Consider the following 14716-nt stretch of genomic DNA (forward strand, 5'->3'; position numbering starts at 1 on the left):
ACACTGGGCCGTACGCCCGTACCGGTAGGACGCGGGTAAGGGTGCGGGGGTTGCGCCGCCGCAGCTCCTTTCCGGTCTCCCGCCTGTTTCACTCCCGCTTACTTGGCGAGCGTGGCCTCCAGGGCGGTGCGCTGGAGGGCGGTCAGCTCGGCGCAGCCGGTGACGGCGAGGTCGAGCAGGGCGTTCAGCTCGTCGCGGGCGAAGGGCGCGGCCTCGGCGGTGCCCTGGACCTCGACGAAGCGGCCGTCGCCGGTGCAGACGACGTTCATGTCGGTCTCGGCGCGCACGTCCTCCTCGTAGCAGAGGTCGAGGAGCGGGACGCCGCCGACGATGCCCACGGAGACCGCGCTGACGGTGCCGGTGAGCGGCTGCCGGCCGGCCTTGATCAGCTTCCTGCCCTGGGCCCACGCGACGGCGTCGGCGAGGGCGACGTAGGCGCCGGTGATCGCGGCGGTGCGGGTGCCGCCGTCGGCCTGGAGGACGTCGCAGTCGAGGACGACGGTGTTCTCGCCGAGCGCCTTGTAGTCGATGACGGCGCGCAGGGAGCGGCCGATGAGGCGGGAGATCTCGTGGGTCCGGCCGCCGATCCTGCCCTTGACGGACTCGCGGTCGCCGCGGGTGTTGGTGGCGCGGGGCAGCATGGCGTACTCCGCGGTGACCCAGCCCTCGCCGCTGCCCTTGCGCCAGCGGGGGACGCCTTCGGTGACGGAGGCGGTGCAGAAGACCTTGGTGTCGCCGAAGGAGACGAGGACGGAGCCCTCGGCGTGCTTGCTCCAGCCGCGTTCGATGGTGACCGGGCGGAGCTGTTCGGGGGTACGGCCGTCGATGCGAGACATGCGCATGAGCCTAGTCCCCTATACGGAAGGGGCTCCTCCCGCATCGGGAAGAGCCCCCTCCGGGGTGAGCCGCAGCGGCCCGGGGTGAGCCGGAGCGGCTCACATCATGTCTTCGATCTCCGCGGCGATCGGGTCCGCGTCGGTGCCGATGACGACCTGCACGGCGGTGCCCATCTTCACGACGCCGTGGGCGCCCGCGGCCTTCAGGGCGGTCTCGTCGACCAGCGAGGGGTCGGAGACCTCGGTGCGCAGCCGGGTGATGCAGCCCTCGATCTCCTCGATGTTGTCGATTCCGCCGAGGCCGGCGACGATCTTCTCAGCCTTGCTGGCCATGTTCCTTCTCCCTGATCCGAACCGCTTTGTCGCAGTAACCCACAGTTGGCCCATCTTCGCGAGCGGTCATGCCGTCCGTGCCGAATGATGGCGATCACGACAGCGGAACCGTCCGCCAACTGGTCTACACCACCCCGGGGACGGTCGCCAAACCGCGTCCGAGTCGAGTGGCCGGGAGGCGCCCATGAGCGCGGAGAGCGCCAGCAGCTCCGAGAGCACGGTGAGCCCGGCGCGGGAGCGCTGGAACCGGCTGTTCCAGGGGTTGCAGAAGATGGGCCGCAGTCTTCAGCTGCCCATCGCGGTGCTGCCGGCCGCGGGCATCCTCAACCGGCTCGGCCAGCCGGACGTGTTCGGCAAGGACGGCCTGGGCTGGACCAATGTGTCGAGGGTGATGAGCGGCGCGGGCGGCGCGCTGCTCGACGGTTCGATCGGGCTGCCGCTGCTGTTCTGCGTGGGGGTCGCGATCGGCATGGCGAAGAAGTCGGACGGCTCCACGGCGCTCGCGGCGGTGGCGGGCTTCCTCGTCTACTACGGCGTACTGCACCAGTTCCCGCACACCTGCCCGGCGGGAGCCAAGGTCGTGGAGACGGGCTGCCAGGCGGCGGACGGCACGGTGAGCGCCTTCACCTTCCAGAACCCGGGGGTGTTCGGCGGCATCGTGCTGGGCCTGCTGGCGGCCTACCTCTGGGCCCGGTTCCACCGCACCCGGCTGGTGGACTGGCTCGGGTTCTTCAACGGCCGCCGGCTGGTGCCGATCCTGATGGCGTTCGTGGCGATCCTCTTCGCCGTGGTGTGCCTGTGGGTCTGGCCGCCGGTCGGCAGCGCCCTGGAGACCTTCAGCGGGTGGCTTCGGGACGCCGGTTCCTGGGGCGCCGGGCTGTTCGGGGTGGCGAACCGGGCGCTGCTGGTGGTGGGCCTGCACCAGTTCCTGAACGTGCCCATCTGGTTCCAGTTCGGCAGCTACACCAAGCCGGACGGCACGGTGGTGCACGGCGACATCAACATGTTCCTCGCGGGCGATCCGCACGCGGGCCAGTTCACCTCGGGCTTCTTCCCGATCATGATGTTCGCGCTGCCGGCCGCCGCACTGGCGATCACCCACACCGCCCGGCCCGAGCGGCGCAAGGAGGTCGGCGGTCTGATGCTGTCGGTCGCGCTGACCTCGTTCGTCACCGGCATCACCGAGCCGATCGAGTACTCGTTCCTGTTCATCGCGCCGGCGCTGTACGCGGTCCACGCCCTGCTGACGGGTGTGTCGATGGCGGTGACCTGGGCGCTCGGGGTGCACGACGGCTTCAGCTTCTCGGCCGGTCTGATCGACTACGTGATCAACTGGCAGCTGGCGACGCGGCCCTGGGCCATCGTCCCGATCGGCCTGTGCTTCGCGGCCGTCTACTACGCCGTGTTCCGCTTCGCCATCACCAGGTTCGACCTGAGGACCCCGGGCCGGGAACCGGCCGAGGACGTCGAGGACGTGACCAAGGTCTGAGGCCTTCCACCGCCTTCCGCCGGGCCTACGGCGCGTAGCCCTTTCGTCGCGGATTTCGTGGTTCCTTATCCCGCCTTCATCGTGCTACAACAGGTCTACACCACTGGGTGGTGTAGACCAGAGACGCTGCCGTCCCCTTCCATGGTTCCCGGGCGGCGCCTTGCCCTTGGAGGAACTTGTGACCACGGCGACCGCCGCTCCCGCGGCCCAGAAGAAGAAGGGCGCCGGAGTGATGGCGGTGCTCCAGCGCATCGGCCGCAGCCTGATGCTGCCGGTGGCCGTGCTGCCGGCCGCCGCACTCCTCGTCCGCCTCGGCAACGACGACATGCTGGGCCGCCCGGACTTCCCGGCCTTCCTGACGAAGATCGCGTCGTTCATGGCGGCCGGCGGCAACGCGATCCTCAACAACATGGCGCTGCTGTTCGCCGTGGGCATCGCGATCGGCTTCGCGAAGAAGTCGGACGGCTCCACCGCACTCGCCGGGGTCGTCGGCTACCTCGTGTTCAAGAACGTGCTGGGCACCTTCACCGACAAGAGCCTGCCGAAGGTGGCCACGGTCGTCGACGGCAAGATAGTCATGGCCGACGCCCCCGCGGACGCCAAGGTCCTCGGCGGCGTGGTGATGGGCCTCGCGGTCGCCCTGATCTACCAGCGCTTCTACCGCACCAAGCTGCCCGACTGGGCGGGCTTCTTCGGCGGCCGCCGGCTGGTGCCGATCCTGTCGGCCTTCGCGGGCCTGGTCCTCGGCATCGTCTTCGGCTACATCTGGCCCTTCCTCGGTACCGGTCTGCACAACTTCGGCGAGTGGCTGGTCGGTTCGGGTGCCGTCGGCGCCGGCCTCTTCGGTGCCGCCAACCGTGCGCTGATCCCGATCGGCATGCACCACCTGCTGAACTCCTTCCCCTGGCTCCAGGCGGGCGAGTACCACGGCAAGAGCGGTGACATCGCGCGCTTCCTGGCCGGCGACCCGAGCGCGGGCCAGTTCATGACCGGCTTCTTCCCGATCATGATGTTCGGCCTGCCGGCCGCCTGCCTCGCCATCGTGCACTGCGCCCGCCCCGAGCGCCGCAAGGTCGTCGGCGGCATGATGCTCTCGCTCGCGCTGACCAGCTTCGTCACCGGCGTCACCGAGCCGATCGAGTTCACCTTCATGTTCATCGCGCCGGCCCTGTACGCCATCCACGCGGTGCTCACCGGTGTCTCCCTGGCGCTGACCTGGGCGCTGGGCATGAAGGACGGCTTCGGCTTCTCCGCCGGTGCGATCGACTTCTTCCTGAACCTGGGCATCGCGCACAACCCGTGGGGCCTGGCCCTGGTCGGCCTCTGCTTCGGCGCGGTCTACTACGTCGTGTTCCGCTTCGCGATCACCAAGTTCAACCTGCCCACGCCGGGCCGGGAGTCGGACGAGGAACTCGCCGAGCTCCAGAAGGCCGAGGCCAAGTAAGGCGCTCGGACAAACCCGCCAGCACCGGAATTCCCCGGGCCGCCTCCGCGCGGCCCGGGGAATTCCCGCTTTCACACCTCGTAGCCGGCTCAGATCTCGTAGCTGGCCCGCGGTACGGCCAGATCCACCGGCCCGGAGTACACCTCGCGCGCGTCCCGCAGGTTGATCTCGGGATCGGTCCACGGCGGAATGTGCGTGAGCAGCAGACGGCGCGCCCCCGCGCGTGCCGCCGTCTCCCCCGCCTCGCGCCCGTTGAGGTGCAGGTCGGGGATGCTCTCCTTGCCGTGTGTGAACGCGGCCTCGCACAGGAACAGGTCGGTGTCCCGGGCCAGCTGGTCCAGCGCCTCGGTGACCCCCGTGTCGCCGGAGTACGTCAGCGACCTCCCCGCGTGCTCGATCCGGATGCCGTACGCCTCCACCGGGTGCCGGACCCGCTCGGTGTGCACGGTGAACGGTCCGATCTCGAAGGTGGACGGCTTGACCGTGCGGAAGTCGAAGACCTCGCTCATGGAGGAGGCGGAGGGGGTGTCGGCGTAGGCCGTGGTCAGACGGTGCTCGGTGCCCTCGGGGCCGTAGACGGGGATCGGTGCGCAGCGGCCGCCGTCATGGCGGTAGTAGCGCGCCACGAAGTACGCGAGCATGTCGATGCAGTGATCGGCGTGCAGATGGCTGAGGAAGATGGCGTCGAGGTCGTAGAGACCGCAGTGGCGTTGCAGCTCGCCGAGGGCGCCATTGCCCAGGTCGAGCAGCAACCGGAAGCCGTCGGCCTCGACGAGGTAGCTCGAGCAGGCCGAATCCGCGGACGGGAACGACCCCGAGCAGCCGACGACGGTGAGCTTCATGAAGCAGAAACCTCCGTTGGCGGGAAACGATGCGGGCGGGGGTGCGGACTGACGGTGGTCGTACGGTCCGTCGAGCGTAAGGCGGGAAAGCGCGGGTCGCTCCTTTGCCAGGGGCCGTTGTGGGCGAACTCACCTGTGCTGTCACCGGTTCGGCTGGACGTGGGGCGCATCAGGTTCGACAGAGGGCGCGCGGGGCGTGCCGCGCGCCGGTAACGTCGTGTGTATGGACACGTCCTGGTGGCTGGCGCTCGCGGCGGTGGTGCTGCTCGCCCTGGTCGCCACGCTCGTCGACGGCTGGGGCCGCGGCCGCCGGGCCGCCGCGCGGCACCTCAGGCCGCCGGGCCGGCCGGGCACCCGCGCGCCGCACGCCCTGCGGCCGGCCCCCGGGGACATCTGGTGGGCGAACGTCCCCTACGAGGACCGGCCCGGGCTGAAGGACCGGCCCTGCCTGGTGCTGACGGTGCGGGGCGACCGGGCCACGGTCGCGAAGATCACCAGCAAGTACCGCGACGAGCGGGCCGGGGTCATCCCGCTGCCGCCCGGCGCGGTCGGCGACGCCGGGGGCCGGCCGAGCTTCCTGGAGACGGACGAGCTGCGCGAGGTGCCGTTCGGCGATTTCCGGCGCCGGGTGGGTGTGGTCGACCCGGTCCTGTGGGACCAGGTACGGCACCTGGCCGGCTAGCGGACCTCGACCGTCACCGTCCAGGACTGGATGCCCTTGCAGGAGACCTGGCCGGGGTCGGTGGACTGGGGGCACAGGGGGCGGGTGGAGGTCAGTTTCTCCGTGCCGGCGGCCACCGCCTGGTAGGCGGCCGTGGCGTCGCCCGGCTGGATGACGAACCCGGTGTTGATCGCCTTCAGCGCGGTGCCGCTCGCCATGACCGGCTTCCACGGGCGGGTCTTGGTGCCGTCCAGCGTGATCCGCACCTCGCCGCCCTTGGCCACACAGACGGTACGGCCGCTGTCGGCCGCCTTCAGTTCCACCTGGTGGGCACAGCCGGTGCCGCTCGCGGTCGGCGAGGAGTGCACCTTGCCGCTGCTCGCGGTGTCCTTGCCGCTCTGGGAGCCGCAGCCGGCGAGGAGCAGGGCCGTTGCTCCGGCGAGGACACAGAGGGTCGTACGGCGCATGGGGGTTCTGCCTTTCTGCTGTGGCCGGACGACCGGCCGCCTGGTGCAGATGTGACGTACCACCGGCGCAAAAGGATCCCGCACGCGGAAGGTTTCCTTCCGCGTGCGGGACCGGGTCACTGCTCCGTATGGCTCAGCTGGTCGTCAGGGCGGTGTCGTCCACGACGAAGCTGGTCTGGAGGGAGGAGTCCTCCACGCCGTTGAACTTCAGGGTGACCGTCTGGCCCGCCAGCGAGGACAGGTCGAAGGTCTTCTGCACGTAACCGGAGGCGGCGTCGACGTTCGAGTACGTCGCCAGGGTGGTCGAACCGGCGGTCACGGTCAGCTTGTCGTACGCGGTGCTGCCCGTCTCGGCGGTGTCGATGTGCAGGTAGAAGCTCAGCGTGGCCTTGCAGCCGGCCGGGATGGTCACCGACTGGGACAGCGTGTCGGTGTGGGCCGAGCCGTAGCCGTTCAGCCAGGCCTTGTACGAGCCGCCGTGGGCCGCCTCACCGGTGTCGTTGGTGATGACGCCGCTGGATCCGGTCCAGCCGGTGCTGCCCGACTCGAAGCCCGGGTTGGCCAGCAACTGCGAGGACGAGCAGGTGGAGCCGGAGGAGCCGACGGTCCAGGTGAAGGAGGTCGAGCCGGTGGCGCCGGTGGAGTCCTTCGCGGTGACCGTGACCTGGTAGGTGCCCGCGGTGGAGGCGGTGCCGGAGATCAGACCCGTGGAGCTGTTGATGGACAGCCCGGTCGGCAGGCCGGTGGCGCTGTAGGTCAGGGCCGCGCCCGCGCTGTCGGTGGCCTTGATCTGGAGGCTGGCCGAGCCGCCGGTCGTGGTGGACTGGCTGCCCGGGTTGGTGACCGTCACCGTGTTGCCGGTGCTGGTGCCGGAGGTGAAGGCGGCGGTGCCGTTCGGGGTGCCGTAGCCGGTCGGGCCGTCGTAGCCGGTCTCGGCGGTGCAGAAGTACGCCGTGGAGCAGGAGCCGTTGGAGCCGCTGGTGACGTCGTACAGGTTGCCGGTGTGCTGGTACGGGTACTTCGCCGGGTAGTCGGTCGAGCCCGGGGTCCCCGCGAGGGCGTAGACGCCGGCGATGATCGGGGCGGAGGCGCTGGTGCCGCCGTAGACCGCCCAGCCGGAGCCGCCGTAGGTGTCGTAGACCGCCACACCGGTGGCCGGGTCGGCGACCGCGGAGACGTCGGCCTCCATCCGCTTGGAGCAGCCGGTGTCGGTCTGCCAGCTCGGCTTCGGGTCGTAGGCGGAGCAGCCGGAGCCGGTGCCCTCGGTGGAGCTGGTGTGCCAGACGGACTCGCTCCAGCCGCGCGAGGTCGAGGACTGGGTGAGCGCGGTGCCGCCGACGGCGGTCACGTACTGCGAGGTCGCCGGGTACTCGGCGCCGTAGGCGGAGTCGCCCGCGGAGACGGTGATGGCGACACCCGGGTGCTTGAAGTACTGGGTGTCCTCGCTGGTCTGCGTGGAGGACTCGGAGCCGCCCCAGCTGTTGGAGACGAACTTGGCGCCGAGCGCGACGGCCTCGTTCTCGGCGATGCCGAGGTCGGTGTCGTTGGCGGAGTTGGCCTCGACCAGGATGATGTTGCAGTTCGGGCAGGTGGCGCTGACCATGTCGAGGTCGAGCGCTTCCTCGCCGGCCCAGCCGGTGTCGTTGGTCGGCAGCGAGGTGGTGGAGCCGGTCTGGCTGACCTGCTTGAAGCAGCCGTTGGCCTTGGTGCAGGAGGACAGGCCGTAGGTGGAGCGGTAGGTGGCCAGGTCGGCCTCCGCGTTCGGGTCGTTGAACGCGTCGACGATGGCGACCGTCATGCCCGAACCGGCCGTGGTGGGCAGGTTGTAGGCGCTGTGCAGGTTGGCCGGGGAGAGGCCGGAGGGCGTGGCGGCCGCGACGGCGTTGGCCAGGCGCTGCTTGATGTCGGTGCGGCGCTGCGCGAAGCAGGACGCGTGGCCCGGCTCGGCGGTGGCGCACAGGTGCTGGGTGGGCACCTTCTGGCCGGCCCTGCCGGTGGTGTGGAAGGTCTGCCGCTTCGGGTCCGTCAGGGCCTTGGCGTTCTGCGTGACCTTGGTGGTGTGCGGGTGCGCCGTGACGGGCTGGGCGCCGGCGGTCGGCGCCGCGACGAGCCCGGTGACGGTGAGGGCGAGCGCGGGGAAGGCGACGGCCAGAGCTCTTCGCAGGTTCTGTCCGCGCCCGCGCGGGCGTGACTCACGCATGGGGTACTGCCTCCATGGGGAAGTGGGGTTTCTCGCACTGGGTGGGCAGGCCCGTGACGCGCGTGCGGCGGCGAACCGCGCAGTCATGAGCATGACACTCACAGACGCCCTGAATGTCGGTGAACGTGACATGTCAGGGTGCGGTCAGGAACGTATCCGTGGCCCAGGCTTCACCGGCAGTGCCCAAAGCATTTCTTTGCTTCACCATAGGAAGCACTTAGCCCCCTCATAGGCATCCCAGGAGGGGGCTGAAGCGGGGCGGTCCGGGGCCGGCTAGGCCCAGAGCTGGCCCTGGAGGGTCTCGATGGCCTCTTCCGTGGTGGCCGCGGTGTAGACGCCGGTGGAGAGGTACTTCCAGCCGCCGTCGGCCACGACGAAGACGATGTCGGCGGACTGCCCGGCCTTGACCGCCTTCTTCCCGACGCCGATCGCCGCGTGCAGGGCGGCGCCGGTGGAGACGCCCGCGAAGATGCCCTCCTGCTGGAGGAGGTCCCGGGTGCGGGTGACCGCGTCGGCCGAGCCGACCGAGAATCGGCTGGTCAGCACGGAGGCGTCGTACAGCTCGGGGACGAAGCCCTCGTCGAGGTTGCGCAGGCCGTAGACCAGGTCGTCGTAGCGCGGTTCGGCGGCGACGATCTGGATGTCCGGCTTGTGCTCGCGCAGATAGCGGCCGACGCCCATCAGCGTGCCGGTGGTGCCGAGGCCCGCGACGAAGTGGGTGACGGAGGGCAGGTCCGCGAGGATCTCCGGGCCGGTCGTGGCGTAGTGGGCGCCCGCGTTGTCCGGGTTGCCGTACTGGTAGAGCATCACCCAGTCGGGGTGCTCGGCGGCCAGCTCCTTGGCCATGCGGACGGCGGTGTTGGAGCCGCCCGCGGCCGGCGAGGGGATGATCTCGGCACCCCACATGCCGAGCAGGTCGCGGCGCTCCTGGGAGGTGTTCTCCGGCATCACGCACACCATGCGGTAGCCCTTGAGCTTGGCGGCCATGGCCAGGGAGATGCCGGTGTTGCCGGAGGTGGGCTCCAGGATGGTGCAGCCCGGGGTCAGCCGGCCGTCCTTCTCCGCCTGCTCGATCATGTGCAGCGCGGGGCGGTCCTTGACCGAGCCGGTGGGATTGCGGTCCTCCAGCTTCGCCCAGATCCGGACGTCGGCGGACGGCGAGAGCCGCGGCAGGCGCACCAGCGGGGTGTTGCCCACCGCGGCCAGCGGGGAGTCGTAGCGCATCGCTGACCGTGGACCGATCAGCGCATGCCGCCGGCGACGGCCGGCAGGATGGTCACGTTGTCGCCGTCGGACAGCTTGGTCTCGATGCCGTCCAGGAAGCGGACGTCCTCGTCGTTCAGGTAGACGTTCACGAAGCGGCGCAGCTGGCCGCCGTCCACGATGCGGGCCTGGATGCCCGCATGCCGGGTGTCGAGGTCGGCGAACAGCTCGGCGAGGGTGTCCCCCTGGCCCTCCACCGCCTTCTGACCGTCGGTGTAGGTGCGGAGGATGGTCGGGATGCGGACCTCGATGGCCATGGTCGCGGGCTCCTGTCAAAGGTGTCGTCGGAACGGCGGGCTCGGTACGTCAGCAGCGGGCACGCACCACAGTCACAGAACGATGGGCTCATCGTATCGATTCCCGAACCCGGTCCCGGAGTGTGATCCCACATGACGGACGAAAACCGACCGACTGGTGAGATCAGTAGGCCTCCACCACGGTGACCTCCTCCTCGGTCACCTCTCCGTCCACGATCCGGAACGAGCGGAACTGGAACTCGCCGAGGCCGTCGGTGTCGGCGGTGGACACCAGGACGTAGTGCGCGCCGGGCTCGTTGGCGTAGGAGATGTCGGTGCGCGAGGGGTAGGCCTCGGTCGCGGTGTGCGAGTGGTAGATGACCACCGGCTCCTCGTCGCGGTCGTCCAGCTCGCGGTAGAGCTTGAGCAGGTCGCCCGAGTCGAACTCGTAGAAGGTGGGCGACATGGCCGCGTTCAGCATCGGGATGAAGCGCTCCGGGCGGTCCGAGCCCGCCGGCCCCGCGACGACGCCGCACGCCTCGTCGGGGTGGTCCTTGCGGGCGTGGGCGACGATCTGGTCGTGCAGGGCCTGGGTGATGGTCAGCATGTCGGCCAGGATAAGCAAAGGGGCCGTCCCGTACCGAGGGATGGTACGGGACGGCCCACATGCCGGACGCCCTGAGCGGCGGCCGGCGAGGATGCCACGAGTATCCTCGCCGGCCGGACGTCCCTTTCCGGTGGCCTCGATGCGGCTCAGCGCTTGCTGAAGGCCGCCGCCTCGGGGTTGCGGCGCTTGAGCACCGCGTACGCCACGCCGAGGATCGCGCCCCACAGCGGGGCACAGTACAGCGACACCCGGGCGTCCTTGTCGATCCCCATGAGCACGATCACCATGAGGATGAACAGCAGGGCGAACACGCTGGTGTACGGCGCTCCGGGCGCCCGGAACCTGCTCTGCGGCAGCTCGCCGCGGTCGGCCTTGGCCCGGTAGCGGAGCTGGCAGAGCAGGATGACGATCCAGGCCCACATGCCGGAGATGGTCGCGAAGGAGACGACGTAGTCGAACGCCTTGCCCGGCCACTGGTAGTTGATCCAGACGCCGACCAGCATCAGCGCGGCGGAGAAGCTGGTGCCGACGAGCGGGGTGCCGCTGCGGGTGAGCTTGGTGAAGACCTGCGGGCCCTGGTTGTTGAGGGCGAGGTCGCGCAGCATCCGGCCGGTGGAGTACATGCCGGAGTTGCAGGAGGACAGCGCGGCCGTCAGGACGACGAAGTTGACGATGCCGGCGCCGGCGGCCAGGCCCATCTTCTGGAAGGCGGCCACGAAGGGGCTCACGCCCGGCTGGAAGCTGGTCCACGGCACGACCGACAGGATCATGATCAGCGCGCCGACGTAGAACACGGCGATCCGCCAGGGCACGGTGTTGATCGCCTTGGGCAGCACCTTCTCGGGGTCCTTGGACTCGCCCGCGGTCACCCCGACCAGCTCGACGGCGAGGAAGGCGAACATGACCATCTGGAGGGTCATCAGCGTGTTGCCGACGCCGTGCGGGAAGAAGCCGCCGTCGTTCCACAGGTGGGCCACGGAGGCGGTGTCGCCGGCGTCGGAGAAGCCGATCGTCAGGATGCCGGCGCAGATCAGGATCATGCCGATGATCGCGGTGACCTTGACCATGGAGAACCAGAACTCCAGCTCACCGAAGAGCTTCACGGAGATCAGGTTGGCGCCGTAGAGGACGATCGTGAAGACCAGGGCCGAGATCCACTGCGGGATGTCGAACCAGTACGTCATGTACTTGGCCGCGGCGGTGACCTCGGTGATGCCGGTGACCACCCAGAACAGCCAGTACGTCCAGCCGGTGACAAAGCCCGCGAAGGGGCCGATGAACTCGCGCGCGTACTCCGAGAAGGAGCCCGACACCGGGCGGTACATCAGCAGCTCGCCGAGGGCGCGCATGATCAGGAAGATGACGACGCCCGCGATGGCGTACGCCAGGATCAGACTGGGTCCGGCCTTGGAGATGCCCTTGCCCGCGCCGAGGAACAGGCCGGTTCCGATGGCACCGCCGATGGCGATCATCTGGATCTGCCGGGACCCGAGTCCGCGGTGGTACCCCTCGCCCGCCTCGCCGTCCGTGACCTGCACGGCCTCATTGCCGTCGTGTTGCCGGTCGACCTGCGCTGAGGTCATGTGTGGTGCGCCTTTCTCCATGCCGACCCGGGCCTTTGCGTCGGCCTCGGATCGGGTCTCGATCCCCCCGGATTGCTGGAGCTGTTGCCTGGCCGACGGTCGTCGGCTCGGTGGCGCACCCGGCCGAACGTGGGTGGTGTTGGCCGGGCGGTCGTGAAGATGTATCACGGCCGCAATACTGATCACACAAAGGCGATGTGACACACCACACAGGGAAAAGCGGACAAAGAACGCCCGAACGCGACAAACCAGGCCGCAACGGTGACGGGATCGTTATCCGGATTTGAGCGTCCGCTGAGCGAACATCCGTGCACCGGAAGATTCCGTTCCGTATCCGCCCTTACGGCAGCAGAGTCGCCACCAGGGTCTCCTGGAGGCCGCCGAGCCACAGGTACGCCATGACCATCGGCTTGCGCGGGTCCTCGTCCGGGAGCCGGTAGAGCAGGTCGGTGTCGTCCTCGGCGGTGATCTCCAGCCGGGCGCCGATCGCCAGCCGCAGGTCGTTGAGGGCACCGAGCCACTGCCGGGACTCCGCCGGGGACAGCTTCAGCACCGCCCCGCTGTCGTCCACCGGCGCGAGCGCGTCCAGGGTGCGGATCACCGCCAGCGCGTTCTCCCGCTTGCCGGCCCTGAGGTCGTTCTCGGTGAAGCGGCGGAACTCGGCGGAGCGGGCCCGCCGCTCCTCGATCTCGCCGGGCGAGTCGGGCACCTTCTCCGGGTCGCTGTAGGCGTCCGGGAAGAGCCTGCGCAGCACCGGGTCGGCGGGCGGCTCGCTCGGCCCCTCGGCGAACAGCTCGGCCAGCGGGTCCTCGGAGGCGTCGGCGCCCGGCCCGGGGCCGATCAGCTCCAGGAGCTGGACGGCCAGCGACCGGATGATGGAGACCTCGACGTCGTCGAGCGCGACGGCCGCGCCGCCGCCGGAAAGCGGTTCGAAAAGTCCGGGCATGTAAGTGGCTTCGCTACTTCCGGTCTTGCTGGAGGGTGGCCCACAGGCCGTAACCGTGCATCGCCTGCACGTCGCGTTCCATCTCCTCGCGGGTACCGCTGGAGACGACCGCCCGGCCCTTGTGGTGGACGTCGAGCATGAGCTTGGTGGCCTTGTCCTTGGTGTAGCCGAAGTACGTCTGGAAGACGTACGTCACATAGCTCATCAGGTTGACCGGGTCGTTGTGCACGATCGTCACCCACGGGACGTCGGGTTCGGGAACGGCGAATGCCTGCTCCGCCGACTCGGTGCGTTCGATCTCCAGGGGCGCGGGTGACGTCACACTGCCCATGCTGCCACGGAGCTTCGAAATCGTCACACCGACGAAAAGGGAGTATGCTCCTTGGTCATGAACACAGCGGACCTTGGGCTGCCGGTGGATGTTCCCTCGACGGCGCTCTTCACGGACCAGTACGAGCTGACCATGCTTCAGGCCGCGTTGAAGGCCGGTACGGCCGAACGGCGGAGCGTGTTCGAAGTCTTCACCCGGCGACTGCCGGAGGGGCGCCGCTACGGCGTCGTGGCCGGGACCGGACGTGTCCTGGACGCGGTGGAGAACTTCCGCTTCGACGCCGGCGTCCTCGGCTTCCTGGGCGAACGGAAGATCGTCGACGAGGAGACCCTGAACTGGCTCGCCGACTACCGGTTCACCGGTGACATCTGGGGCTACCCCGAGGGCGAGGTCTACTTCCCGGGCTCCCCGATCATGCGCGTCGAGGGCAGCTTCGCCGAGTGCGTGCTGCTGGAGACCGTGATCCTCTCCATCCTCAACCACGACTCGGCGATCGCGGCCGCCGCCTCCCGCATGGCCTCGGCCGCCGGGGACCGCCCGCTGATCGAGATGGGCGCCCGCCGCACCCACGAGCTGGCCGCCGTCGCCGCCTCGCGCGCCGCCTACGTGGGCGGCTTCGCGACCACCTCCGACCTGGCCGCCGGCTTCCGCTACGGCATCCCGACCGTGGGCACCTCCGCGCACGCCTTCACCCTGCTGCACGACCGGGAGCGCGACGCCTTCCAGGCCCAGGTGAACACCCTCGGCCGGGGCACCACCCTGCTCGTCGACACCTACGACGTCACCGAGGCGGTGCGTACGGCGGTGGAGGTGGCCGGGCCCGAGCTGGGCGCGGTCCGCATCGACTCCGGGGACCTGCTGCTCGTCGCGCACCGGGTGCGCCAGCAGCTGGACGAGCTGGGCGCCACCGACACCAAGATCGTCGTCACCTCCGACCTGGACGAGTACGCCATCGCCTCGCTCGCCGCGGCGCCGGTGGACGCGTACGGCGTCGGCACCCAGCTGGTGACCGGCTCCGGGCACCCCACCTGCTCGATGGTCTACAAGCTGGTCGCCCGCGCCGACTCCGCCGACCCCGGGGCCCCGCTGGTGCCGGTCGCGAAGAAGTCCAGCGGGGGCAAGGCGTCCGTCGGGGGCCGCAAGTGGGCGGCGCGCCGGCTGGACGCGGACGGGGTGGCCGAGGCGGAGGTCGTCGGCACCGGTCCGGTACCGCCGGAGCTGGCCGACCGCCAGCTGCTGGTGGAGCTGGTCAAGGGCGGTGAGGTCGTGGCGCGCGAACCGCTGGACGTGCCCCGGGAACGGCACATCGCCGCCCGTGCGAACCTCCCCCTCTCGGCGACCCAGCTCTCCCGCGGAGAAGCCGTCATCCCGACGGAATACCTGCCGTCGCGCTCGGGTAGCTGAAGCCGGACCGACGCCCGCCCCCTCCGCACCCCTCCCGCACCGGCCCGCAAGTCTCTAGGCTCAGACACTTAACC

General features: G+C 69.8%; 15 protein-coding genes. 4 read left to right on the forward strand and 11 right to left on the reverse strand.

Features of this window, described 5'->3' with window-relative positions; translation table 11 throughout:
• Window positions 1-98 precede the first annotated feature (98 nt).
• Entirely contained in the window at window positions 99-836 is a 738-nt protein-coding gene (gene rph, locus ACWCV9_RS35670) for a ribonuclease PH (protein ID WP_450792929.1), read from the reverse strand.
• Window positions 837-935: 99 nt separating this feature from the next.
• Window positions 936-1169: a glucose PTS transporter subunit EIIB gene (locus ACWCV9_RS35675; protein ID WP_385843640.1), complete on the reverse strand. Its 234-nt coding sequence runs from the start codon at window positions 1167-1169 to the stop codon at window positions 936-938.
• 184 nt (window positions 1170-1353) lie between these two features.
• Here ACWCV9_RS35675 and ACWCV9_RS35680 point away from each other — a divergent pair, with 184 nt between their 5' ends.
• Window positions 1354-2658, forward strand: a complete 1305-nt coding sequence (locus ACWCV9_RS35680) for a PTS transporter subunit EIIC (RefSeq protein WP_450792931.1) — start codon at window positions 1354-1356, stop codon at window positions 2656-2658.
• 178 nt (window positions 2659-2836) lie between these two features.
• Window positions 2837-4102, forward strand: coding sequence for a PTS transporter subunit EIIC (locus tag ACWCV9_RS35685; protein ID WP_450792933.1), 1266 nt, complete (start codon window positions 2837-2839; stop codon window positions 4100-4102).
• An 89-nt stretch (window positions 4103-4191) separates the two neighbouring features.
• Here ACWCV9_RS35685 and ACWCV9_RS35690 read toward each other — a convergent pair whose 3' ends face one another.
• Window positions 4192-4944 (reverse strand): MBL fold metallo-hydrolase, encoded by a 753-nt coding sequence (locus ACWCV9_RS35690; RefSeq protein WP_450792934.1) that lies wholly within the window; start codon window positions 4942-4944, stop codon window positions 4192-4194.
• A gap of 223 nt (window positions 4945-5167) precedes the next feature.
• Here ACWCV9_RS35690 and ACWCV9_RS35695 point away from each other — a divergent pair, with 223 nt between their 5' ends.
• Window positions 5168-5626, forward strand: a complete 459-nt coding sequence (locus ACWCV9_RS35695) for a type II toxin-antitoxin system PemK/MazF family toxin (protein WP_450792935.1) — start codon at window positions 5168-5170, stop codon at window positions 5624-5626.
• Here ACWCV9_RS35695 and ACWCV9_RS35700 read toward each other — a convergent pair.
• The 8 genes from ACWCV9_RS35700 to clpS form a co-directional block, all read right to left on the reverse strand.
• Entirely contained in the window at window positions 5623-6072 is a 450-nt protein-coding gene (locus tag ACWCV9_RS35700) for a hypothetical protein (protein WP_450792937.1), read from the reverse strand. The genes ACWCV9_RS35695 and ACWCV9_RS35700 overlap by 4 nt on opposite strands.
• A 133-nt stretch (window positions 6073-6205) precedes the next feature.
• Window positions 6206-8272, reverse strand: a complete 2067-nt coding sequence (locus ACWCV9_RS35705; protein WP_450792939.1) for a putative Ig domain-containing protein — start codon at window positions 8270-8272, stop codon at window positions 6206-6208.
• 273 nt (window positions 8273-8545) lie between these two features.
• Window positions 8546-9496, reverse strand: a complete 951-nt coding sequence (locus tag ACWCV9_RS35710) for a PLP-dependent cysteine synthase family protein (protein WP_450792941.1) — start codon at window positions 9494-9496, stop codon at window positions 8546-8548.
• A 17-nt stretch (window positions 9497-9513) separates the two neighbouring features.
• The gene (locus tag ACWCV9_RS35715; protein WP_385843629.1) at window positions 9514-9792 is read right to left on the reverse strand and encodes a MoaD/ThiS family protein; all 279 of its coding nucleotides are present in this window, start codon (window positions 9790-9792) and stop codon (window positions 9514-9516) included.
• A gap of 163 nt (window positions 9793-9955) precedes the next feature.
• Window positions 9956-10378 carry a Mov34/MPN/PAD-1 family protein gene (locus ACWCV9_RS35720; protein ID WP_450792944.1) on the reverse strand — a complete coding sequence of 141 codons (423 nt, stop codon included), beginning with the start codon at window positions 10376-10378 and terminating at the stop codon, window positions 9956-9958.
• Window positions 10379-10524: 146 nt separating this feature from the next.
• On the reverse strand, window positions 10525-11961 hold the full coding sequence (locus ACWCV9_RS35725; protein WP_450792946.1) for an amino acid permease: 1437 nt from the start codon (window positions 11959-11961) through the stop codon (window positions 10525-10527).
• Between the two features lie 340 nt (window positions 11962-12301).
• Window positions 12302-12907, reverse strand: a complete 606-nt coding sequence (locus ACWCV9_RS35730) for a DUF2017 domain-containing protein (RefSeq protein ID WP_450792947.1) — start codon at window positions 12905-12907, stop codon at window positions 12302-12304.
• 13 nt (window positions 12908-12920) lie between these two features.
• Window positions 12921-13238 (reverse strand): ATP-dependent Clp protease adapter ClpS, encoded by a 318-nt coding sequence (gene clpS / locus ACWCV9_RS35735; protein WP_385843623.1) that lies wholly within the window; start codon window positions 13236-13238, stop codon window positions 12921-12923.
• A gap of 57 nt (window positions 13239-13295) precedes the next feature.
• Here clpS and ACWCV9_RS35740 point away from each other — a divergent pair, with 57 nt between their 5' ends.
• Entirely contained in the window at window positions 13296-14642 is a 1347-nt protein-coding gene (locus ACWCV9_RS35740) for a nicotinate phosphoribosyltransferase (RefSeq protein ID WP_450792949.1), read from the forward strand.
• The last annotated feature ends 74 nt before the right edge of the window (window positions 14643-14716 follow it).

This window comes from Streptomyces sp. NPDC001606, assembly GCF_053596835.1.